The organism is Curtobacterium sp. Curtsp22 (genome assembly GCF_059492135.1).
This window is the reverse complement of record NZ_CP168519.1, coordinates 2,519,338-2,541,042: the sequence shown is the minus strand read 5'-3', so window position 1 is coordinate 2,541,042 and position 21,705 is coordinate 2,519,338. Positions and strand designations below refer to the sequence as shown.

Below are 21,705 nucleotides of genomic sequence, written 5' to 3'. Positions count from 1 at the left end.
ATCACGAGAGAACATGTTCAATCAACAAGCCTGGTACTTGCATCGTCGCCAGGTGGTTCAAGTCTTCGTCAGTCCTTCGCGGCGCCGTAGTCGTCGACGACCGCCACCGAGAGCGGGAACACCACCGGGAAGTCGCGGAACAGCAGTCGCCCGGCGTCGGCGGCGGCGGCCCGGATCTGCTCGGCCACCCACTCGGCGTGCTCGGCCGGGGTGTGCACCACGATCTCGTCGTGCACGAAGAACACCAGGTGCGGGCCGTCCGTCACCGGCCCCCGGAAGCGCTCGGCGAGCCGCGAGCGCAACGACCCCATCCACGCCAGCGCCCACTCGGCAGCGGTGCCCTGCACGATGAAGTTCCGGGTGAACCGCCCCCAGCTCCGTGCCCGCGACTCCACCGCCCGCTGCATCGCCGGCGTCCCCTCGACCGTGTAGGCCTGGTTCCGCGCCGCGAACCACGAGGCGTCCGGCACCGGTGACGTCCGGCCGAGCAACGTCGTCACGGGTTCGCCCCGCTCCCCCGCCCGGGCTGCCCGGCTGACGAGTCCGAGGGCGGCCGGGAACGCCCGCTCGAGCCGCGGGACGAGCCGCCCGCCCTCGCCCTGGGTCGCCCCGTACATCGCGCCGAGCATCGCGCCCTTGGCCTGCTGCCGGGTCTCGACCGCTCCGGAGGCCACGACGCCGTCGTACAGGTCGCGCCCGTCGCCGGCCGCCGCCATCGCCCGGTCGCCGGCCATCGCCGCGAGCACCCGGGGCTCCAGCTGTGCCGCGTCGGCCACCACGAGCTTCCACCCGTCGTCCGCGACCACGGCGGCGCGGATGCCCTTCGGCAGCTGCATCGCTCCCCCGCCGTCGGCCGCCCAGCGCCCGGTGACGACCCCTCCGACCAGGTACTTCGGGTGGAACCGACCGTCGTGCACCCACTCGTCGAGCCAGGTCCAGCCGTTCGCGGTCAGCAGCCGGGCGAGCCGCTTGTACTCGAGCAGCGGTTCGATGACCGGGTGCTCGATCTCCTGCAGCTCCCACTTCCGTGTGCTCGTGACCATCAGGCCGGCTCGGCGCAGGGACTTCAGGACGTCGGCGGGCGAGTCCGGGTTGAGCGACGGGTCACCGAGCCGCTCGCGCACGACGGCCGCGATCTCCTCGAGCCGCCGAGGTCGCACGCCGTACGGCACCCGCGGTCCGAGCGCGTCCTCGAGCAGTCGTTCGTGCACGTCGGCGCGCCAGGGCAGCCCGGCGTGGAGCATCTCCGCCGCCACGAGCGCGCCGGCGGACTCCGCCGTCACCAGGAGCCGCAGCGCACCCGGCGCGGTTGACGACGCGACCGCGTCGAGCTGCGCCCGCAGCTCTGCCACCGGGTCCAGCTCGTCGTCGGGAGGCGACACGTCGAAGAGCGCGTCGTCGAAGAGGCGGGCGTGCGTCGGGCGGGTGACCCGCGCCTCCTGGACGGCGGCGTCCCACGCGTCGACGGGCGCGGCGGCGAGCGCGGTGTCCCGTGCCGCGAGGGCCGATCGCAGGATGCGGCGGCACAGGCGCAGGTCGATGCAGCGCCCGACCCGGCCGCCGGCCGCGAGCACGGCCGGGTACCAGCGCGCGGTGTCGTCCCACACCCAGCGCACGTCGGGCGCGTCCCGGGACGCGACGAAGGCCGGGAGGCGCGGCTCGTCCACCCGGATCGGCTCGCCGTCTGCGGTCCCCGCGTCGGTCAGGGGCGTCGCGAGGACGCCGCCGTCGACGCGGCGGAGGACGAGGTGCACGGAACGATCATGCCGTGCGCCACCGTCAGTCGAGCTCGACGACCTCCGCGCCGGGCGCGTTCTGCTGCACGGAGGCGATGCCGTTCTTCGCACCCGCCTTCGAGGCGTACCCCTCGGACGTGGCGATGACCTCGCCGTTGCCCGCCTTGAGGTGGAAGCGGTACTCCCCCTTGGCGTCGGTCCAGATCTCGAACTTGCCGGCCATGTCGACTCCTCGCGTCGATCCGATGGTGCCCGTTGTCCGCGGAACGCGGTCTGCTCCGCACGCTACTGGCCGGGCCCGGATCGCGGAAGCCTCAATCCGCGGTGTTCGCGTCCCCGTCACCGCGGGGTCGCTGCGAGGTCCCGCCGCCGGGGCGGACCGCGGCGCTGTCGGAGACGTCGATGCGGACGTCGCCGTCCTCGGCGCGGGAGACCTCGACCCGTGGGTCGGCGTCGTGCTCGTCGGAGCCGGACATGCGTCGGAAGGTGTCCTGGCGGCGTTCTTCGAAGGACATGTCGACACCGTCGTCGAGGTGGTCGCGGTCGGGCTTCGTCATGGGTGGGACGGTACGCCCGGGGTGCTGGCACCGGGTCGGGCGGCTCCGGACGATCGCACGGGCGGTCGCCCCGGGTCGGCGACCCGGATCGTCCCGGTGCGGGCCGTCCAGTGCTCGCCCGACCGCCACCGGGCTGCGACCCCGGCGGCGAGGCGGCCGGAGGGGATCGACCCGCGTGACACCGCCGCGCGGGCGTCGGGCAGCGTCGTGCCGAGGACGAACTTCGCGACACCGCCGTCCCCTTCGGCGGCGTCACCGGACGAGGGCGGTCCCAGGTCGAAGCGGCGGGCGAACCGTACGAGGTTCGCGTCCGGGCCGAGCACGTCGGCGAGCTCGGGGTCGAGGATCCACGAGCGGCACTGCCACCAGCCGGCCACGTGCGCCGGTGCCACGGCACGGAGGAGCGCGGGCGCTTCGTCGAACGATCGGTCGCACGCGGGGGCGTCGAGGGGACCCGTCTCGGGGACGTGGACGCCCCAGGCCGCGGAGCCGTCGGCCGCCGTGTCGCCGATCTCGAACTGGAGGCGCCCCACCGTCACCACGCGGGCGGTGAGGACCGCGCAGAACCAGTCCAGACCGGTTCCCCGGAGGCCGTACCGCGCGAGCTTGCGGTCGACGTCCGCGATGCTGTCGGCCGCCTGGTCGGCCGAGGCGCCGTGGGCACGGAGCCAGGCGGCCGTCCGGGGTCGGACGGCGCGGAGGACGTCGACGGTCGCGCTGTCGGGCAGGCCGCGGACGATCGACTCGAGTGCGGCGGCCAGCTCTCCTGGGTCGGGGACGGTCCCGATCGCCGCGGCGAGGAGCTCGGTCCCGTCGTGCACGATCCGATCGTGGTCGGGCCGGTCGCGGTCGGGCCGGTCGTGGTCGGGCCGGTCGTGGTCGGGCCGGTCGGGGTCGGGCAGGTCGGGGTCGGGCGTCACTTCAGTCCGGACGCGGCCAGGCCGTCGATCACGCGGCGTTGCAGCACGACGAACATGATCAGCACCGGTGCCATGGCCATGAGGCTCGCGGCCATGAGCACGGGGTAGTCGATCGTGCGGTCGCTGGAGAGGGTCGCGAGGCCTGCGGCGAGCGGCATGTCCTCGGCACGGGTCGACACGACGAGCGGCCAGAGCAGCTCGTTCCACGACCAGAGGACCGTGGTGATCGCCAGCACGCTGATGGACGGTCGGGCCAACGGCAGCATGATGCGCCAGAAGGTCTGGAACGGGTTCGCGCCGTCCATCCGAGCGGCTTCCTCGAGCTCCGGGGGGAGGTTGAGGAACGCGGTCCGCATCAGGAACGTCCCGAAGGCACTGAACAGCCCCGGTGCGACGATGCCCATCAGGGTGTCCAACCATCCGAGCCCCTGCACGATCTGGTACTGGGAGATCAGGTACACCTGCGACGGGACGAGCAGGATCGACAGGACGATCGCGAGCAGGATCGCCCGGCCGCGGAACCGCATGCGGGCGAACGCGTAGCCGGCGAGGGTGCAGAGCACGATCTGCGCGAGCGTCCGGATGATCGTGACCATCACCGACGTCCCGAGCTGGCTCAGGAACGGCAGGCGTTCGAACACCTGCGCGTAGTTCTGCCACTGCAGCTCCCCCGGCCAGAAGGTCGGTGTGACGGACTGCACCTGCGCGTTCGTCGACAGGGACATGATGATCTGCCAGAGGAACGGGAACGCCATGACGAACCCGCCGACGCCGAGGACGACGTGGATCCACCAGTGGCTGCCGCCGCGGCGCCCCGGCCGGCGGCCGGTCCTGGTCGGTGTGACGGTGGCGGTCATGCCTGGACCCACTTCCGCTGGAACCGGAACTGCACGAGCGTGACGATGCCGATGAGGACGAAGATCACCATCGCGATCGCCGCCGCGAAGCCCTTGTCGTTGTCGATGAAGCCGGCGCTGTAGAAGTAGAAGACGAGCGACATCGTCTTCGGGATCACCGGGTTGGTGCTGCCGAGGATCGCGTAGAGCAGGTCGAACAGCTGGAAGCTCGAGATGGTCGTGACGATCACCACGAAGAAGATGCTCGGGCTGAGGAGCGGCACCGTCACCGATCGGAACTGCCGCCAGCGAGAGGCGCCGTCTAGCTCGGCTGCCTCGTACAGCTCGGGCGGGATGTCCTTGAGGCCGGCGCCGAGGATGATCATCGAGAACCCGAGCGAGGACCACAGCCCGACGAGGCTCACCGCGACGAGTGCGAAGCCGGGCGTCGAGATCCAGTACGGCCCGTCGATCCCGAACAGCCCGATGAACCAGTTGACGATGCCGTAGTCGCCGTTGAACATGATCCGCCAGACGAGTGCGATCGCGGCGGGCATGGCGACGTAGGGCAGGAAGAAGAGCACACGGTAGAACTGCGCGAACCGCAGGCCCGGGGTGTTGAGCAGACTGGCGAGCCAGACCGCCACGGGGATGCCGAGCAGGACGATCACGGTGTAGATCACCGTGTTGAGCAGCGACTGGTAGAGCTGCGGATCGGAGACCAGCCGGACGTAGTTCGCGATGCCGGAGAAGGTGGCGCCGCCGAACACACCCCAGGTGGTGAAGGAGTACCAGAACGTCTGGATGATCGGCCAGATGTAGAACGTCCCGACGCCGACGAGCAACGGGAGGACGAACAGCCACGGCCAGAACCCGTCGGTCCGGTGCGCCCGAGGTCTGGTCGTGCCGGCGGTCGGACGCCGGGAGCCCGGGGCCCCGGGCCCGGACGCGCGCTGCGTCCGGGCCGGGGCGTCCGAGGTCGGGTGTCGCTCGGTGTGGATCGTCACGGTGTGGGGCTCACTGTTCCTTGGTGAGGGCGGCGTCCATCTTCTGCGCGAGCTGCTTCGCCACGTCGTCGACCGGGGTCGATCCGTCGAAGGCACTCGGCAGCAGGTTCGTCTCGAGGGTGTTCCACGCCGCCGTGTTCTTCGAGACCGGGAGCGGCTTGGCGTAGTCCACCGCGTCGAGGAAGACCTGCAGGTCGGCGTCCGGCATCGTCTTCGTGAAGGCGCTCTGCGTGCCCTCGTACGCCGGGATCACCGCACCCATGTCGCCCTGTTGCTGCTGGGCCTGCTTGCTCGCGAGGTAGACCTGGAGCGCCTGTGCGGCGGCCTTGTTCTTCGTGTTCGCGGACACGACGTTGGAGACACCGTGGATGACCGTCGCCTGCTCCTTGCCCTTGGGGAGCGGGTACACGACGACGTCCTTCTCGAGGTCGGTGCCAGTCAACGCGGAGCGGAACCAGCTGCCGCCCTGGTACATGGCGAGCTTGCCCGAGGTGAACCACTGGTCGGCGGTGGTGTCGGTCAGCTGCTTGATCGAGGGCGACGCCCCGGACGCGATGAGGTCGGTCCAGAACTGCAGCCCGGCCTCGGCGGCGGCGGTGTCGTACTCGGACTTCGTGCCGTCCGCGTCGATCACGTTCCCACCGGCCTGGAAGATCGTGTCGTAGTAAGTGGTCTGTCCGTCCATGCCGCCGGCCGCGCCGTACGCGCCGTCGGCCGTGAGCTTCTCGGAGAGCTCGGCTCCGGTCTTCTGGAAGTCGTCCCAGGTCCAGTCCTTCGAGGGCATGGCGACTCCGGCCTTCTCGAAGAGCGCCTTGTTCATCCAGACGCCGATGGTGTCGAAGTCCTTGGGGACGCCGTACTGGGTCTTGTCGTACGTGTACAGGTCGTTGAGGGCGGACGAGTACTTCGCGGGGTCGATCGCGCCGGCCTCGACCTCACCGGTGATCGGCGCGAGCTTGCCGTTCGCCGCGTAGAGCTGGAAGTTCGGGCCGTTCATCCAGAACACGTCGGGCAGGGTGTTGCTCGAGCCCTGGGTCTGCAGCTTCGTCCAGTAGCTGGCGAACGGGGTCACGTCCACGTTGACCTTGATGTCCGGGTACTCCTCGTTGAACCCTTCGAGGTTCGCCTTGATCGCCTTGACCTGGTTCTCGTCCCAGACGGCGTACGTCAGGGTCGCCTTGGTGTCCTTGGCAGCCTTCTCGTAGTCGCCACCGGCGCTGGAGGCGCCGGAGGACGTGCTGCAGCCGGCGAGGAGCACGGCTGCGCCGATCGCGGCGACGGCGCCGAGGAGCGCACGGCGACGGCCGCGGCCCTTGGCAGAGGTGGGTGCGTGCATCGGGTGTCCTTTCGCGAGTCCGTCAGCGGGTGACGGCCGGGGTGGGGTCGGTGAAGTGGGCGATCGTCGCGGCCGCGAGCGGCGGGACGTCGATGGGGACGGATCCGTTCCGGAGCGACCGGGTCGCGAGCGCTCCTGCGGCGACGGCGGCACGGGCCGCGATCGGCGAGAGGGTCGTCGGCTCCCCCAGCGCGACGTGCCGGAGGAACTCGGTCATCGTGAGGAGGTCCGCATCGGCGTGGCCGGCGGCGACCCCGTCGATCGGGTACTCGCGGTCCCCCGCGACGTCCCAGCCGCGACGACGGCTCCAGACCTTCACGACGCCACCGCCGGTGTCGCCGATGTTCTCGAGCCGCCCCTCGGTCCCGATGACCGTGTAGTTGCGCCAGTAGTCCGGCGTGAAGTGGCACTGCTCGTAACTCGCCTGCACACCGTTGTCGAGGGTCATCATCACCATCGACACGTCCTCGACGTCGACGACGGGGTTCAGCCCGGTCTGCTCGAGGGGCGGCCAGTTGTCGAGGGAGAACCAGTCCCCCATGAGCTCGCCGCTGCGGTCGCGACGGTCGGTGACGTCGCCGTAGACCGACAGCGACCCCATACCGACGACCCGCGCGGTGTCCCCACCGCCGAGCGCGTGGATGACGTCGAGGTCGTGGCTGGCCTTCTGCAGGAGCAGGGAGTTCACCTTGGTGCGGTCGGCGTGCCAGTCCTTGAAGTAGTAGTCGCCGCCGTTGCCGACGAAGTGCCGGCACCAGACCGCCTTGACCTGGCCGATCTCCCCGCGGTCGACGATCTCGCGCATCAGCCGCACGACCGCGGCGTGACGGAAGTTGTGCCCGACGTACAGCGGCGTGCCGGTCTCCGCAGCGGTGTCGAGGACGGCGTCGGCGTCCTCGACCGTGATGGCCATGGGCTTCTCGAGGTAGACCGCGATGCCGGCGCGGAGCAGGTCGATCGCGATCGCGGCGTGCGTCCAGTCGGGGGTCGTGACGATCGCCGCGTCGACGACCCCGACGAGTCCCCCGTGGTGCTCGACGACGAGGGCGTCCGGGTACTCGGCCCGGGCACGCTCGCGCCCCTGCTCGGTGACCTCGGCGACGGCGACGACCCGCGCCTCCAGGTCGGGAGCGGCGGCAGCCGCCTCGGCCACGTGGCGGGCGATCGCCGCACGCTGCCCCATGCCGACGATGCCGACCCGTAGTGGTCGTGCTGTGAACGCGTCACCCATGCTCATCTCGCTCCCTTGCGTGATTGTGACGCCCATGATGCCGAATCGATCATGAATGCACAATAGGCGCTCAACGAACGCTCATGGGGAGGGTGTGGATGGTTTTACACGATCGAAACGTCGTGCACAGACCTGCGCCGGGGAGTCCCCCGGAGGACTCGTCCGCTCAGTCGGCGACGACGAGCTCCACACCGGCACTGGCGAGCTCCGCGGCGAACGCGGACGGGACGGGCTGGTCGGTGACGAGTGCGTCGATCCGGTCGAGCGGACAGATCCGCGCGAAGGTCGCCCGTTCGATCTTCGTCGAGTCGGCGACCACGATCACCCGGCGCCCGACGGACGCGAAGTGCCGGCTGACCTCCGCCTCGCCCTCGTGCATGGTCGTGGCGCCGTACTGGCCGCTCAGCCCGTCGACACCGAGCACGACGACGTCGAGCGCGAACTCGTCCAGGGTGTCCCGGACGAGCGGGCCCACGAGCTCGTAGGACTGCCGCCGCGCGACGCCGCCCGTGACCACGATCTTGACGTTGGCGCGGACCGACAGCTCGTACCCGATGTTCAACGCGTTGGTGACGATCGTCACCCCGTACTCGCCGTCCGCCCGGGTGAAGCGCTCGCTCTTGCCGAGCTCACGGGCGACCTCGGTCGTCGTCGTCCCCCCGTTCAACCCGACGGTGTCGCCGGGCTGCACCAGCCGCGAGGCGGCGCGGGCGATCGCGGTCTTCGCCTCGGCCTGACGGGCGATCTTGTACTGCAGTGGCAGTTCGTAGCCGGCCCCGAGCGCCGCGGCGCCGCCGTGGGTGCGGGTGACCAGGCGCTGGTCCGCCAGCGTCGCGAGGTCGCGTCGGGCGGTCGCGGGCGAGATCCCGAGCAGCTCCCCGATCTCGGCGATCGACACGTTGCCGCGTTCGCTCACCAGTTCGAGCAGGGCGTTGAGCCGCTGTTGAGGGGTCATGTCGGCCATCTTATGGCGTCACCGCGCGCACCCGATGATCGGGAATGACGTTTTGCTCTTCCATCGCGCACGATCGCTCGCTACGCTTCCTCATCATCGATCACCCGGATCGAAGCGGACCGGAAGGCACCCATGACCGACACCTTCGTGAGCGCAGAACTGACGTCGCAGCCGGAGACGTGGCGCGCTGCCGCCGCGCTCCTCTCGTCGTTCGAGGCGTCGCTCCCCCAGCCCGGAGAACGCGTGGCCGTGGTCGGCTGCGGGACGAGCTGGTTCATCGCGATGAGCTACGCCGTCGCCCGTGAGCAGGCGGGCCTGGGCGTGACGGACGCCTTCGCCGGCTCGGAGTACCCGATCGGCCGCGACTACGACCGGGTCGTGACGATCAGCCGGTCCGGCACCACGACCGAGATCGTGGACCTGTTGCAGGCCCTGCGCGGTCGACGCACCGTGCTCGTCACCGCGGTCCCGGACAGCCCGGCCGCCGCCGTCGCCGACGTCGTCGTGGCACTGCCCTTCGCCGACGAGCGCTCGGTCGTGCAGACGCGCTTCGCGACGACCACGCTCGCGCTCCTCCGTGCGTCGATCGGTGACGACGTGGACGCCCTCGCAGCGCAGGCCGAGACCGCCCTCGGCCTCCCGATCGACGACCTCCTCGACGCCGAGCAGGTCACCTTCGTGGGCCGCGGTCCGGCGGTCGGCCTCACGTTCGAGGCCGCCCTGAAGACGCGCGAGGCAGCGCAGTTCTGGGCGGAGTCCTACCCCGCCATGGACTACCGGCACGGTCCGATCGCGATCGCCCAGCCCGGCCGACTCGTCTGGTCGCTCGGAACCGCGCCGGAGGGGCTCGCGGACGAGGTCGCTGCGACCGGTGCGCGCTTCGTCCAGCACGACCTCGACCCGATCGCCGGGCTCGTCGTGGTGCACCGGTTCGCGGTCGCCCTCGCCGAGGGACGCGGCCTCGACCCGGACAACCCCCGCTCGCTCACCCGTTCGGTCATCCTCACCTGATGCGCGGTGCAGGCGCGGTGCTCGGGGTCGACGTCGGCGGCACGGGCATCAAGGCCCGACTGACCGGCGCCGACGGACTCGTCCTCGACGAGACCCGCGTCCCGACGCCGCGCGGCGACACCGACGCGACGATGCTCGCCACCGTCGTGGCGGAGCTCGCCGAACGGGCGCTGCGCCGTGGCGACCTCGATGCGGTGGGCCTCGTGACGCCGGGCGTCGTGGACGACCGGGCCGGCACCGTCGTCCTCGCGGTGAACCTCGGGTGGCGGGACGTCCCGGTGCGGGACCGGGTCCGGGCCGAGTTCGCCGCACGGGGGATCGACGTCCCGCTGGCCTTCGGACACGACGTGCGTGCCGGCGCCCTGGCGGAGACCTCCGGCGCGGCACCGGCGCTCACCCGTGGTTCCGTCGCCTTCGTCCCGGTCGGCACCGGACTCGCGAGTGCCCTCGTCGTCGACGGCGTGGTCGTCGCGGGCGGCGGTTGGGCGGGGGAGATCGGACAGGTCCGGATCCCCGCCGGGCCGCACGCGGGGCGCCGCGTCGAGGAGATCGCGTCCGCAGGGGGAGTCGCCTGTCGGTCGGGCTCCACCTCGGCACACGAGGCGATGCTCCGCGTCCGCGCCGGGGACCCGGTGGCCACCACGGTCTGGCACGAGTGCATCGACGTGCTCGCGGACGCCCTGGCGTGGACCACGACGGTCGCCGGCTGCCACACGATCATCGTGGGCGGGGGACTGGCCGAGTCCGGCCCGCTGCTGTTCGATCCGCTTCGGACGGCCCTCGTCGAACGGCTCCCGGGGTTGCGCGTCCCGGTCCTCGCCCCGGCACGGCACGGCGATGCGGCCGGTGCCATCGGTGCCGGGCTGTTGGCGCGCACGGCGCTCGACGCCGAGGTGCACGCATGAGCACCCTGGTGCGTGCGCGGCGGATCCTCACCGCGACGCACGACCTCCACGACGGGTGGTTGGCGGTCGACGACGCCGGTACGGTCCTCGAGAGCGGATCCGGGACGCCCCCGCGGACCGACACCGCGGTGACGATCGAGGGAACGCTGCTGCCGGGGGCGGTCGACCTGCACGCCCACGGGGCGCTCGGGCACGACTTCGCCACGGCCACGACGGACGGTGCCGCGCTCGCTGCGGGCCACCACCGCGCACGCGGGACGACGTCGCTCATCGCGTCCGTCGCGACGGGCCCGGTCGCCGAGACGCGCGCAGCACTCGGACGCCTCCGTGTCCTCGTCGCCGATGGCACGCTCGCCGGGCTCCACCTCGAGGGACCGTGGCTGTCACCGGCGCGCCGCGGTGCCCACCGGTCGAACCTCCTGCACGCACCGGACCCGGCGGAGCTCGACGGCTTCCTCACAGCGGCGGACGGCGCGCTCCGGATCGTCACGCTCGCACCGGAACTCCCCGGAGCGATCGACGCCGTCGGCCGCCTCGTCGACGCCGGTGTCGTCGTCGCGATCGGTCACACCGATGCCTCCGCCGACGAGACGCGCGCGGCGATCGACGCCGGTGCCACCCTCGTCACGCACCTCTTCAACGGCATGCCCCCACTGCACCACCGCCGGCCGGGCCCGGTCGGCGTCGCCCTGACCGACGACCGCGTCCTGGTCGAGTGCATCGTCGACGGGCACCACCTCGACCCCGCGGCGGTCGAACTCGTGCGGCGAGCCGCGCCGGACCGCCTCGTGCTCGTCTCGGACGCGATGGCCGCCACCGGCTGCGGCGACGGCGAGCACGCGATCGCGGGTTCGGCGGTCTCGGTCCGTGACGGCGTCGCGCTGCTCGCCGACGGATCGTCCCTCGCCGGCAGCACCATCACCGTGCAGGACGCCGCCCGACGCCTCCTCGACGGTGGCACCCCGCTGCCCGAGGTCGTCGCGGCGACGTCGGCGCGACCGGCACGCCTGCTCGGCCTCCCGGCGCCGCTCTCGGTCGGCGCTCCCGCCGACCTGCTCGTGATCGACGAGGGCCCCAGCAGTGCCGCGCGGTCGGAGCCGTGGCGCGTCCTCGACCTGCGGACGACCGCGGCGGTGCTCCGGTGATCCTCATCGTGACGCCCAACCCGGCGGTGGACGTGACCTACCGTGTCGCCCGTCAGCGCGTCGGGACGACGCAGCGCGTCCTGGACGTCGCCCGTCGTCCGGGTGGCAAGGGCCTCAACGTCGGGCGGGTGCTCGACGCGGTCGGGATCCCGTCCCGCGCCGTCCTGCCGCTCGGTGCGGCTGCCGGCCGGTGGATCGCCGACGGCCTCGACGCCCTCGGTCTCGCGCACGTCGACATCGCGGTGACGGCGGAGACCCGCACCACGGTCACCGTCGTCGACGACGTCGCGCACCCGACGATGTTCGGCGAGCCCGGACCCGAGGTGACCACCGACGAGTGGGTCGCCGTCACGGACGTGATCGGTCAGCAGCTCGACGGCGACGTCGAGTTCCTCGTCGTCTCGGGGTCCCTGCCGCACCGCGCCGATCCGGGCGTCGTCGCGGACTGGGTGGCCGCCGCTCGGATGCGCGGGGTGCCGAGCCTCGTCGACTGTCCGGGTGGTGCGCTCCTCGCGGCCGCCGACGCCGGGGCGACGATCTGCAAGCCCAACCGCGACGAACTCCTCGAGGCGACCGGCGCCGACGACGAGCGGAGCGGTGCCCTGCAGCTGCTCGACCGTGGCGCGGGCGCCGTCGTGGTGTCCCGTGGCGCGGACGGTCTGGCGGCACACACACGCACCGGGGTCACCGAGGTGCGCGCCGTCCCGGGAGTGTCCGGGAACCCCACGGGTGCCGGTGACGCGGCCACCGCCGGGCTCCTCGCCGCGCTGCTGCGCGGGTCGTCCGACGGCCCGACGAGTCCGACCACGACCACGACCGCGCCGTCCACGCCCCGCGTCGACCACGCCGCGCTCCGATCCGCTGCCGCGTTCGGCGCCGCCGCCGTCCTCCGGCCCGTCGCCGGCGAGGTCGACGTCGACGCCGTCCGCCGGTTCCTCGCGGACGACGACGCCCGGTCCGGCGCACGACCCTCCGACCCGACCTGGAGCCACGCATGATCACCGACCTCGCCCTCACCGGACTGCTCGACGCCGCACGGACCGCACACCGCGGCGTCGGGGCGTTCAACGTGGTGCTGCTGGAACACGCCGAGGCGATCGTCGCCGGCGCCGAGCGAGCGGGGCTCCCCGTGGTCCTGCAGATCAGCGAGAACTGCGTCCGCTACCACGGCGGCCTCGCCCCGATCACGACGGCGACCGCGGCGATCGCGCGGTCCGCGGACGTCGAGGTCCTCGTGCACCTCGACCACATCGAGGACCCCGAGCTCGTGCTCGCCGGCATCGACCTCGGGGTGGACTCGATCATGTACGACGGATCGCACCTCGACTTCGCCGCGAACGTGGAGGCCACCCGTCGACTCGCGGTCCGGTGCCACGACGCCGGGGTCGCGATCGAGGCCGAGCTCGGTGAGGTGGGCGGCAAGGACGGCGTGCACGCTCCCGGTGTGCGCACGGATCCGCACGACGCCGCTGCCTTCGTCGCCGACACCGGTGTGGACGCACTGGCGGTCGCCGTCGGGACGTCCCACGCGATGCAGACGCGCGAGGCATCGGTGGACCGGACGCTCGTCGAGCAGCTCCGCGCCACGGTGCCGGTCCCGCTCGTCCTGCACGGCTCCTCGGGGCTGTCGGACGACGAGCTGCGGGCAGCCGTCCGGGCGGGCATGACGAAGATCAACATCTCCACGCACCTGAACGGCCTCTTCACCCGGGCCCTGCGAGCGGTGCTCGACGAAGGTCCCGAAGTGGTCGATCCCCGCATGTACGTCTCCGCGGGGCGCGACGCCATCGCCACCGAGACGGCCCGACTGCTGACGCTGCTGCACGGCTGACCCGCCCGAGGGCGGAGCTCAGCAGAGCGGGACGTTCACCGCGAGCCCGCCCATCGCGGTCTCCTTGTACTTCGTGGACATGTCGGCGCCGGTCTGCCGCATCGTCTCGACGACCTGGTCGAGCGACACGTGGTGCACGCCGTCACCCCGCAGCGCCATCCGCGCCGCGTTGATCGCCTTGTTCGCGGCGATGGCGTTCCGCTCGATGCACGGGATCTGGACGAGCCCGCCGATCGGGTCGCAGGTGAGCCCGAGGTTGTGCTCCATGGCGATCTCGGCGGCGTTCTCGACCTGCTCGGGCGTTCCTCCGAGCACTTCGGCGAGCCCTGCGGCGGCCATCGACGCCGCCGATCCGACCTCGCCCTGGCAGCCGACCTCGGCACCGGAGATCGAGGCGCGCTCCTTGTAGATCGAACCGACGGCGCCCGCGGTCAGCAGGAAGCGCACCACGGTGTCGTCGCGGTTCGCCGTCGTGACCGTCGGCACGTAGGTGAGCGCGTAGTACAGGACGGCGGGGATGATGCCGGCGGCACCGTTCGTCGGCGCGGTGACCACCCGTCCACCGGTGGCGTTCTCCTCGTTGACGGCCATCGCCATGAGGTTCACCCACTCCATCGCGAAGAGCGGGTCGTGCCCGGGGTCGTCGGCGGTGAGCTGCTCGAACCAGTTCGCGGCGCGGCGTCGCACGGTGAGTCCGCCCGGAAGCGTGCCGGAGCGCTCGACGGACCGTTCGACGCAGGACTCCATGACGCCGTGGATGCGGAGGAGGCCGGCGCGGACGTCGTCGGTGCTGCGCGTGGCGGTCTCGTTGGCGAGTGCGACCCCGCTGACCGGCAGCCCGCTCGCCGCGCAGGCCGCGAGCAGCTCGGCGCCGCTCGAGAACGGGTACGGCACGGCGTCGTCGACGGGGATCGCGGTCTCGGCGACGTCACCCTCGGAGTCGTTCGTGACGAAGCCGCCGCCGATCGAGTAGTAGGTCTCCTCGGCGATGGTCGCCCCTGACGCGTCGGCGGCGCGGAGGCGCATCGCGTTCGGGTGGCGGGGGAGCATCGTCAGCGGGTGGAGCACGATGTCGGCGAGCCGGAACGGGACGCTCGCCCCACCCTGGAGCCGGAGCACGCCGGTCTCCTCGAGCTCGGCGAGCGATCGGGTCATCGCGTCGGGGTCCACGGTCTCGGGGTCCGACCCCATCAGGCCGGCGACGACCGCGCCGAGCGTCCCGTGGCCCTGGCCGGTCGAGGCCAGCGAGCCGTAGAGGTCGACGGCGATCGTCGCGACGGGAGCCTCGGCCACGCGGGCGGCGAAGGCGCGTCCGGCCCGCATCGGTCCGACGGTGTGGGAACTCGACGGACCGATCCCGATGCTGAACAGATCGAAGACGGAGACCGGCACCCCGCCACACTAACCCGTCCGGACGGGTGGGGGATCAGCGCCGGGAGCCCTGGTTCGGCATGAGGATCCAGAGGACGACGTAGGCGATCCAGAGGGGCCCCGGGAAGAGGCTCAGGATGACCCAGGCGATGCGGACGAGGGTGCGGGACCAGCCGAACCGGTCGGCGATGCCGGCACAGACCCCGGCGAGGAGGCGGCCGGTGCGGGGGCGGATGAGTGTGTTCATGTCTTCGACGGTACGGAGGATCGATCCGACATCGAATCCGGGGGACACCCGCATCCGTGGTGGGGACAACCCCACCCCCTCCACATCTGACTCTTGTGGACCGCTCCATCCCTGCTGCCATGGGAGACTGACGACATGCCCATCCTCAACAAGGACATGCAGGTCTGCATCTCACTCGCCGCTCGACCGAGCAACATCGGCACCCGCTTCCACAACTTCCTCTACGACGAGCTCGGGCTGGAGTTCGTCTACAAGGCGTTCACCACGACCGACCTCCCCGGCGCGGTGACCGGCATCCGGGCACTCGGCATCCGCGGCTGCTCGGTCTCGATGCCCTTCAAGGAAGCGATCATCCCGCTCGTCGACGTCGTCGAGGAGTCCGCGGCGGCGATCGAGTCGATCAACACCGTGGTGAACGACGACGGCGTCCTCACGGCGTCGAACACCGACTACGAGGCAGTCGCGTCGCTGCTCGCCTCGCACGCCGTCGATCCGTCCGCAAGCGTGCTGCTCCGCGGCTCCGGCGGCATGGCCAAGGCGGTCACGGCGGCGTTCCGGGGTGCCGGGTTCGACGACCTCACCGTGGTCGCACGCAACGAGCAGTCGGGGCCGGCCCTCGCGGCGCAGTACGGGTACGAGTGGGTCGCCGACGAGCGGGACGCGCCGGTCACCGACGTCCTGGTGAACGTCACGCCCCTCGGCATGCGCGGCGACCAGCAGGACACGCTCGCCTTCGACCAGGATCGCGTCAGGGCGGCGACGACCGTGTTCGACGTGGTCGCGTTCCCGTCCGAGACCCCGCTGATCCGCGCCGGTCGCGCTGCGGACAAGCAGGTCATCACCGGTGCCGAGGTGATCGCGCTGCAGGCGGCGCGGCAGTTCGAGCGGTACACGGGCGTCGCGCTGACGGACGACCAGGTCCGCCGGGCGAGCGAGTTCAGTCGCAGCGAGGCCTGATCGGCTCGTCGGTGTACCGCATGCCCATCCGGGTGCGGACCTCGTCGAGGGTCGCCTCGGCGATCTCGTTCGCCCGACGGTTCCCGGCCGCCAGCACCGCGGTGACGATCGACGGGTCGCGAGCGAGTTCGGCACGACGGCGTCGGTGCGCGGCGAAGCGCTCGTTGACCGCCTCGACCGCGACACGCTTCACCGCCGCCGCGCCGGCTGAGCCGATCCCGTCGGCGATCGTCTCCGGGGTCGAGCCCGTGCAGAGTGCCGCGGTCGTGAGGAGCGCTGCGACCCCCGGCCGGCGCTCCGGGTCGAAGGTGATGTGCCGATCACCGTCCGTGCGTGCCCGTCGGATGACATCCGTGGTCTCGTCGTCGGTCATGCCGAGCGCGATGGCGTTGCCTTAGCTCTTGCTCATCTTCCGGCCGTCGACACCGGGGACCTCGGGGGACGTCGTGACGAGCGGTTCCGGCTCGGGGAACAGCGCGCCGAACCGGTCGTTGAACCGCCGAGCGATCGTCCGTGTCATCTCGACGTGCGGCAGGTTGTCCTTCCCGACCGGGACGAGGTTGCCCTTGCAGAACAGGATGTCCGCGGCCTGGTGGACGGGGTAGGTGAGCATCAGGCCGCTGAGCGCGCGACCGGATGCCGCGACCTCGGCCTTCACGGTCGGGTTGCGGTGCAGCTCCGCTTCGGTGACGAGGCTGAGGAACGGCAGCAGCAGCTGGTTCAGCGCCGGCACCGACGAGTGCGTGAAGACCGTCGTCGCGGCCGGGTCGAGTCCGGCCGCGAGGTAGTCGAGCACCGCCTCGCGGACGTTCGAGGCGACGTGGTCAGCGGTGTCCCGATCGGTGATGACCTGGTAGTCGGCGAGCACCAGGAAGGTCTCGACGCCGCGCCGCTGCAGCGCGACGCGCTCGGCGATCGTGCCGAAGAAGTGCCCGAGGTGCAGCCGACCGGTCGGCCGTTCGCCGGTCAGGACGCGGAACCGGTCCGGTCGCGCCCGGATGCGGGCGTCGAGGTCGTGCATGCGGTGTTGTGTGGCGGTGAACGTGTCCACTGGAGTTGCCCTCTCGAGAGAAAGGGCTGCACGACGGTCCTGCGATCTGCGAGCTGCCGTGCAGCCCGCGACCATGCGTCAGGAGGCTGCTACCGCAGCCACCACGAAGAACGAGGAGAACGCATGTCGGGATCGTAGCGCGAGCGTCGGCGCAGCGACACCCGTCCCCACCGCTCGATGTCGGCGCTCTACGCTGGTCGGATGCTCTCCCGACGTGACGCCGCCGTCCGGCTCGACATCTCCCTCGAGATGGCGACCCGGCACGGGATCCCCTCGCACCTCAGCGAGGCCGAACTCACGGCGATCGAGCAGGACCCGCCCGCCTGGCTCGTGCAGTCCCGAGCCAACCGCACCGGCACCAAGAAGGTCTGGGTCCGCCTCGAGTGCGTGGTCTGCGGCTTTGCCGAAGAGGCACGTCCGAAGAAGTGGTGGCCCGACTGGGACCACCTGATGTGCGACTACCACGAGCCCTACCAGGCGCCGGACCCCGTCGCGGGCTTCACCCGGCACGAGGTCGAGGGCATCGGCAGCCGCTTCGTCGCGCTCGTCGACACCCGGCCGTAGCGCGGAGCACACCCGCACCGTCCACGACGGAAGGCACGGCGCCGACTGGCACCGCGCCTCCCGTCCTGCCCGCACACGGCGCCCACCGGCGCCGTCACGCGGCTCCGTCAGTCGACGGCGTCCCCGATGGCGGCACCGACCCCGGCCGCCGCCACGACGGCGCCGGCCCAGGCCACCGCTGCCGGGGTGGCCGCGACGGGACGGAGACCTCGGAACGTGGTCGCCTCGTCACTGTCGAACGGGACGGCGTCGAGCTGTCGTGTCTGCTGCATGCGCTGCTTCCTTCCTCGATGTCCTGCTGATCAGTTCCCGACGGCCTCTTCGACCGCGTACGCGGCGACCGCACCCGTGAAGACCGAGGTGGCGGCGAGCGCTGCGAGCGGGGTCGCGGCGAGGGGCTGCTCCGGTGCGAACCGCTGCCCGCGGTCGCTGTCGAACGCGATGTCGGCGATGGTGGTCATGCTGGATTCCTTCCGTTCTGCGATGGTGATGGTCGGGCGCTGGGCCCGGTTCCCGGCCCGGTGGGCCGAGGTCACTCTCGTCGTGCCGAGACGACGAAGACTGCGGCTGCGATGCCGAGCACGACCAGGACCGACAGCCACGCGAAGCCGGGCAGGTCGAACAGGAGTATCGCCACCGCGATGGCGATGAGCACGACGGGTGCTGCGAACCACAGCGCGGTCCGTGTGTTGGCGTTCATCTGGTCTCCTCCTTCGGTCGTGCGGACGCTGCGGAGGCGGCGTCCGGCTGCCGACGGGGGCCGTCCCCGTCGTGCATGGGTTCCCGTCGGGATGCGAAGAGCTCCTCGACGGGCACGGTGTCGTCGTGACCGCCCGTGCGGACGATCGCGAACTGGACGGCATCGGCGCGACCACCGGTCTGCGCGGCGACGACGCGGCGGACGAAGGCGAGCAGCGCGCGGTAGTCGGCACCCGTCTCGTACCCGTCCGGCAGCTGTTCCGCTGCCACCAGGAACCGTCCGACCACGTCGAACAGGCCCTTGTCGACCCGCCGGTCCGGGAACCACAGCATGTGCCGGAGCCGGCGTGCTGCGACGTCCTTGGTCCGCGTCCACTCGCTGACCACGTCGTCCTGCCGGTAGCGGTGCAGCAGCTCGAAGTCCATCGAGGCGGGGATCGGTGCGAAGAAGCGCCAGTTCGGGATGAGCAGCGCGGCGGTGTCGACCTGCCGGACCCGGTCGAACCGACGGTTCGGGTGCTGGCCGATGACCGTCGCGATGATCCAGAGCGCGAGGCCGATCGCGAGGGGCAGGGCCCGACCGTCAGTGCGGCGGCTCATCGGTCCACCCCGATCGCCTCGCGGACGAGTGCGCCGACCCGTCGGACCGGTCCGGGGTGGACGAGCAGGCCGTCGTGGGTGGACCGGACGACCTCGCGGCGACCGTCGTGCTCGTGCGCGACGCGTTCGTGCGCGGCGCTCACGGCCGGTTGGAGTTCGTCGCTCGTGCTCGCCGTGACGACGAGCACGTCGGCACCCTCGGGGATGCGGCGTCCGGGTCGGTCGGCGACGAGGTCCGGCTCCGCGGCCTGCCACTCCGCGCGGCCGGTGCGCCACAGTCGGGCGTTCCGGTACACGGGGCTCAGGTCGTCGGACCGTCCCTGGCGTGCGGGGATCGCCCAGGTCGTGGTGTCGAGCAGCCATCCCCAGCCGGTCCGCAGGGACCACTCCATCAGCGGGAAGCCGTCGGTGAGCGACCGGACGGCGGTCAGGACGTCCTCGTCGGGTCGGTCCACGAAACCGGTGGTCGGGTCGAGGAGGACCACCCCGGCGACGTCGCGCCCGAGCTCGGCCGCGTGGCGTCGGAGCAGGTGCCCGCCGAACGAGTGCCCGACGAGCCAGAGGGGTCCGTCGTCGGCGTGGCGGCCGACGAGGAAGCGGAGGTCCTCCGCGTAGGTGGCGAGCGTCGCGCCGGGAGCCGTGCTCGCGCCGGTACCGGGACGGTCGTACGTCAGCGTGGCGACGTCGCCGCCGAGCTCCGCGATGATCGGGTCCCAGTACTCCTGGACCGCGACGAGCGAGTTCTCGAACACCACCAGCGGTGCGCCCGGGCCCGAGGTCGCCGGTCGGTACCGCACGGCCAGACGCGATCCGGCGGGCGTCTCGACCACGGTCTGCCCGGCACGGGGACGTCGACTGCGCCGGGCGTCCACGACCTGCCGGACCACGGCCTGCGTCGCGACCGCAGCCCCGATCACGCCGAGGACCCACGGGAACCCGTCGTGACGACGCGGCACGACCGATCGACGGTCCGCGGTGACGTAGAGCACCGCGGGCTGCAGTGCGAGGAACGCGGGGAGGAACCGACCGAGCCCCATGGTCGCGGCGATGGTGAGGTGCATCCCGGCGATCGCGCCGAGGTACGCCACGCGCATCCGCGGGCCGAGCACGAACACGATCGGGAACGCGCACTCGAGGACGAGCGTGGCGACCTCGCCCACCCGCGCCAGTGCCGGCCGGTCGCGCAGGACCCGCCACACCCACTCCGAACCGTAGGTCCGCGTGCGCATCACCCCGAGCAGCGCCGAGCCGTTCCGCCAGGGCTCACCCATCAGCTTCACCCAGCCCGAGACGAGGTACGACAGCGTCGCCTGGCTCGCGACCGCCCACAGCGCGGTGTCCACCGTCGCGGGTCGTCCGGAGGCCCGGGCCACACCCGACAGCGCCTGCGTGAAGAACGCCGCCTGGTCGCTGCCGTCGCCGCCGTTGTGGTGCAGCGGCCCGAGTGCGTAGCCGGTGAGCACCGTGACGGCGGACGCCGCGGCGCGGACGCGTCGGTCGCGGACCGGGGACAGGTGGACGAGGGCGGCGGCCACCCGGAGCCCGTGCATCGCGGTCACCACCCGGGGGCGGTAGACGCGGTCGAGCACGCGGCGCAGTCGCTCGTTGCGGACGAGCGCGGAGCCCCGCAGCAGGGTCCAGTCGTTCAGGCCGCCTGTCCGGCGGTTGTCCGCGTTCGCGAGGTGCTCGAGACTCCCCATCAGCACCACGAGCGCGGAGGCCCGCTCGGTCGCGGCGAGCACGTTCCCGCGGTCGGCCGACCGGTCGACGACACCGCGGACGACGCGGTCCACGAACCCGATCACGATGCCACCTCGAACTCGACCGTGTACGTGGGGGACTCCGGCGTCACCGGACCGCCGTCCCGGTCGCCCGTCACGGACCGAACGGCGAGCCCGAGCTCCGCACCGAGGCCCGTCAGGACCTCGACCGGTGTGAGGAGGCTCACCTCGTTCCCGATGGTCGTCCGTCCGCCGTCGTGCCACAGGTGACTGACCTGCCAGAGTCCGGTCGGCTCGTCCAGGGTCGCGTAGGTCTGCAGACCACGGCCGGCGCCCGGGTACGGGACGAACCAGGTCTCACGACGACGTCCGCCGTGCAGGCCGAGCACCGCATCCGGGTTGTGCGTCTCGACGACCAACCGGCCGCCGTCGGCGAGGTGGTCCCGCGCGGTGGCGAGCGTCTCGCGCTGGTGCTCGCGGGTCAGCAGCATCGAGATGGACGCGCAGACGCAGAACACCAGGTCGAACCGCCGTCCGAGGCGGAGGTCCGTCATCGAGCCCTGCACCAGGTCGAGGTCGACGCCGGCGTCGTCGGCGCCGTCGCGGCACCGGTCGAGCATCTCGGCGGACAGGTCGACGCCGGTGACGGTGATGCCCCGCTGCGCGAGCGGGATCGCCACGCGGCCGGTCCCCACGCCGAGCTCGAGCGCCGTCGCCGGTGCGCTGGAAGCGAGTACCTCGACGAGGCCCGGGTCCGGCGGGAAGACGTCGTCGTAGATCTCCGCGAACTGCTGCCCGTACGTGTGCTGCACGACCCGACCCCCCTCGGCGCCGGGCTCCCTCGGCCCGACACCGAGGGACGGTAGGCCTGTACGTCCGCTCAGTCACTCGAGTCCCGACGATCGCTCAGGCCGCTCGGAGGCGTTCGTCAGGTCCGGTCGGCACCCCGCCCCGGCGCGTGCGCCGCGTCGATCCGCACCGGCTCGGGGAAGCAGGCGGATGCGCACTGGATCGGGTCGGTCGGG

24 protein-coding genes and 1 pseudogene are annotated in these 21,705 nt (G+C 71.9%); 7 read left to right on the top strand and 18 right to left on the bottom strand.

The features are described from left to right. Positions 1 to 68: 68 nt before the first annotated feature. The 9 genes from ACEN8D_RS12330 to ACEN8D_RS12290 form a co-directional block, all read right to left on the bottom strand. Positions 69 to 1,754, bottom strand: coding sequence for a bifunctional 3'-5' exonuclease/DNA polymerase (locus tag ACEN8D_RS12330; protein WP_413461278.1), 1,686 nt, complete (start codon positions 1,752 to 1,754; stop codon positions 69 to 71). 25 nt (positions 1,755 to 1,779) lie between these two features. After that, positions 1,780 to 1,959, bottom strand: coding sequence for a YegP family protein (locus ACEN8D_RS12325; protein ID WP_070417598.1), 180 nt, complete (start codon positions 1,957 to 1,959; stop codon positions 1,780 to 1,782). Between the two features lie 91 nt (positions 1,960 to 2,050). Beyond that, positions 2,051 to 2,293, bottom strand: coding sequence for a hypothetical protein (locus ACEN8D_RS12320; RefSeq protein ID WP_070417597.1), 243 nt, complete (start codon positions 2,291 to 2,293; stop codon positions 2,051 to 2,053). Beyond that, complete coding sequence (locus tag ACEN8D_RS12315; protein WP_413461279.1) at positions 2,290 to 3,114, bottom strand: hypothetical protein; 825 nt, start codon at positions 3,112 to 3,114, stop codon at positions 2,290 to 2,292. Before ACEN8D_RS12315 ends, ACEN8D_RS12320 begins: the two co-directional genes overlap by 4 nt. 95 nt (positions 3,115 to 3,209) lie before the next feature. Continuing rightward, on the bottom strand, positions 3,210 to 4,070 hold the full coding sequence (locus ACEN8D_RS12310; protein WP_071295636.1) for a carbohydrate ABC transporter permease: 861 nt from the start codon (positions 4,068 to 4,070) through the stop codon (positions 3,210 to 3,212). After that, positions 4,067 to 5,056, bottom strand: a complete 990-nt coding sequence (locus tag ACEN8D_RS12305) for a carbohydrate ABC transporter permease (RefSeq protein WP_229084884.1) — start codon at positions 5,054 to 5,056, stop codon at positions 4,067 to 4,069. The genes ACEN8D_RS12310 and ACEN8D_RS12305 overlap by 4 nt, the downstream gene beginning before the upstream one ends. Positions 5,057 to 5,066: 10 nt before the next feature. Further along, a complete protein-coding gene (locus ACEN8D_RS12300) occupies positions 5,067 to 6,392 on the bottom strand; it encodes an ABC transporter substrate-binding protein (protein ID WP_092385414.1) in 1,326 nt (441 codons plus the stop codon). A gap of 22 nt (positions 6,393 to 6,414) precedes the next feature. Next, positions 6,415 to 7,623, bottom strand: a complete 1,209-nt coding sequence (locus ACEN8D_RS12295) for a Gfo/Idh/MocA family protein (RefSeq protein ID WP_092385416.1) — start codon at positions 7,621 to 7,623, stop codon at positions 6,415 to 6,417. Positions 7,624 to 7,789: 166 nt separating this feature from the next. Beyond that, positions 7,790 to 8,578 (bottom strand): DeoR/GlpR family DNA-binding transcription regulator, encoded by a 789-nt coding sequence (locus ACEN8D_RS12290; protein ID WP_070419335.1) that lies wholly within the window; start codon positions 8,576 to 8,578, stop codon positions 7,790 to 7,792. 132 nt (positions 8,579 to 8,710) lie between these two features. Here ACEN8D_RS12290 and ACEN8D_RS12285 point away from each other — a divergent pair, with 132 nt between their 5' ends. The 5 genes from ACEN8D_RS12285 to ACEN8D_RS12265 are packed head-to-tail and all read left to right on the top strand — an operon-like array spanning position 8,711 to position 13,470. Beyond that, the gene (locus ACEN8D_RS12285; RefSeq protein WP_070417591.1) at positions 8,711 to 9,589 is read left to right on the top strand and encodes an SIS domain-containing protein; all 879 of its coding nucleotides are present in this window, start codon (positions 8,711 to 8,713) and stop codon (positions 9,587 to 9,589) included. Beyond that, positions 9,589 to 10,494: an ROK family protein gene (locus ACEN8D_RS12280; RefSeq protein ID WP_413398133.1), complete on the top strand. Its 906-nt coding sequence runs from the start codon at positions 9,589 to 9,591 to the stop codon at positions 10,492 to 10,494. Before ACEN8D_RS12285 ends, ACEN8D_RS12280 begins: the two co-directional genes overlap by 1 nt. After that, entirely contained in the window at positions 10,491 to 11,639 is a 1,149-nt protein-coding gene (nagA, locus tag ACEN8D_RS12275; protein WP_413398132.1) for an N-acetylglucosamine-6-phosphate deacetylase, read from the top strand. The genes ACEN8D_RS12280 and nagA overlap by 4 nt, the downstream gene beginning before the upstream one ends. Beyond that, complete coding sequence (locus ACEN8D_RS12270; RefSeq protein ID WP_413398131.1) at positions 11,636 to 12,637, top strand: 1-phosphofructokinase family hexose kinase; 1,002 nt, start codon at positions 11,636 to 11,638, stop codon at positions 12,635 to 12,637. The genes nagA and ACEN8D_RS12270 overlap by 4 nt, the downstream gene beginning before the upstream one ends. After that, on the top strand, positions 12,634 to 13,470 hold the full coding sequence (locus ACEN8D_RS12265; RefSeq protein ID WP_413398130.1) for a class II fructose-bisphosphate aldolase: 837 nt from the start codon (positions 12,634 to 12,636) through the stop codon (positions 13,468 to 13,470). Before ACEN8D_RS12270 ends, ACEN8D_RS12265 begins: the two co-directional genes overlap by 4 nt. Positions 13,471 to 13,488: 18 nt before the next feature. On the opposite strand, the gene ACEN8D_RS12260 is transcribed toward ACEN8D_RS12265, so the two are convergent. Continuing rightward, complete coding sequence (locus tag ACEN8D_RS12260) at positions 13,489 to 14,862, bottom strand: L-serine ammonia-lyase (protein WP_413398129.1); 1,374 nt, start codon at positions 14,860 to 14,862, stop codon at positions 13,489 to 13,491. A 34-nt stretch (positions 14,863 to 14,896) separates the two neighbouring features. Then, entirely contained in the window at positions 14,897 to 15,088 is a 192-nt protein-coding gene (locus tag ACEN8D_RS12255) for a PspC domain-containing protein (RefSeq protein WP_070419334.1), read from the bottom strand. A gap of 135 nt (positions 15,089 to 15,223) precedes the next feature. On the opposite strand from ACEN8D_RS12255, the gene ACEN8D_RS12250 reads away from it, so the two are divergent. Beyond that, a complete protein-coding gene (locus ACEN8D_RS12250) occupies positions 15,224 to 16,045 on the top strand; it encodes a shikimate 5-dehydrogenase (protein ID WP_413398128.1) in 822 nt (273 codons plus the stop codon). Here ACEN8D_RS12250 and trpS read toward each other — a convergent pair. Next, a pseudogene (gene trpS, locus ACEN8D_RS12245) lies at positions 16,026 to 17,096 on the bottom strand (tryptophan--tRNA ligase). The gene ACEN8D_RS12250 and the pseudogene trpS overlap by 20 nt on opposite strands. A gap of 201 nt (positions 17,097 to 17,297) precedes the next feature. Here trpS and ACEN8D_RS12240 point away from each other — a divergent pair. Beyond that, on the top strand, positions 17,298 to 17,660 hold the full coding sequence (locus ACEN8D_RS12240) for a hypothetical protein (RefSeq protein ID WP_070419333.1): 363 nt from the start codon (positions 17,298 to 17,300) through the stop codon (positions 17,658 to 17,660). A 107-nt stretch (positions 17,661 to 17,767) separates the two neighbouring features. Here ACEN8D_RS12240 and ACEN8D_RS12235 read toward each other — a convergent pair whose 3' ends face one another. From ACEN8D_RS12235 to ACEN8D_RS12210, 6 genes are all read right to left on the bottom strand, one after another. After that, positions 17,768 to 17,932, bottom strand: coding sequence for a hypothetical protein (locus ACEN8D_RS12235; protein ID WP_156794816.1), 165 nt, complete (start codon positions 17,930 to 17,932; stop codon positions 17,768 to 17,770). A gap of 30 nt (positions 17,933 to 17,962) precedes the next feature. Continuing rightward, the gene (locus ACEN8D_RS12230; RefSeq protein WP_156794815.1) at positions 17,963 to 18,121 is read right to left on the bottom strand and encodes a hypothetical protein; all 159 of its coding nucleotides are present in this window, start codon (positions 18,119 to 18,121) and stop codon (positions 17,963 to 17,965) included. A gap of 71 nt (positions 18,122 to 18,192) precedes the next feature. Then, entirely contained in the window at positions 18,193 to 18,360 is a 168-nt protein-coding gene (locus tag ACEN8D_RS12225; protein ID WP_022905510.1) for a hypothetical protein, read from the bottom strand. Further along, a complete protein-coding gene (locus ACEN8D_RS12220) occupies positions 18,357 to 18,959 on the bottom strand; it encodes a hypothetical protein (protein ID WP_413398127.1) in 603 nt (200 codons plus the stop codon). The genes ACEN8D_RS12225 and ACEN8D_RS12220 overlap by 4 nt, the downstream gene beginning before the upstream one ends. Beyond that, the gene (locus ACEN8D_RS12215) at positions 18,956 to 20,764 is read right to left on the bottom strand and encodes an alpha/beta fold hydrolase (RefSeq protein ID WP_413398126.1); all 1,809 of its coding nucleotides are present in this window, start codon (positions 20,762 to 20,764) and stop codon (positions 18,956 to 18,958) included. Before ACEN8D_RS12215 ends, ACEN8D_RS12220 begins: the two co-directional genes overlap by 4 nt. After that, positions 20,761 to 21,492, bottom strand: a complete 732-nt coding sequence (locus ACEN8D_RS12210; RefSeq protein WP_413398125.1) for a class I SAM-dependent methyltransferase — start codon at positions 21,490 to 21,492, stop codon at positions 20,761 to 20,763. The genes ACEN8D_RS12215 and ACEN8D_RS12210 overlap by 4 nt, the downstream gene beginning before the upstream one ends. Between the last annotated feature and the right edge of the window lie 213 nt (positions 21,493 to 21,705).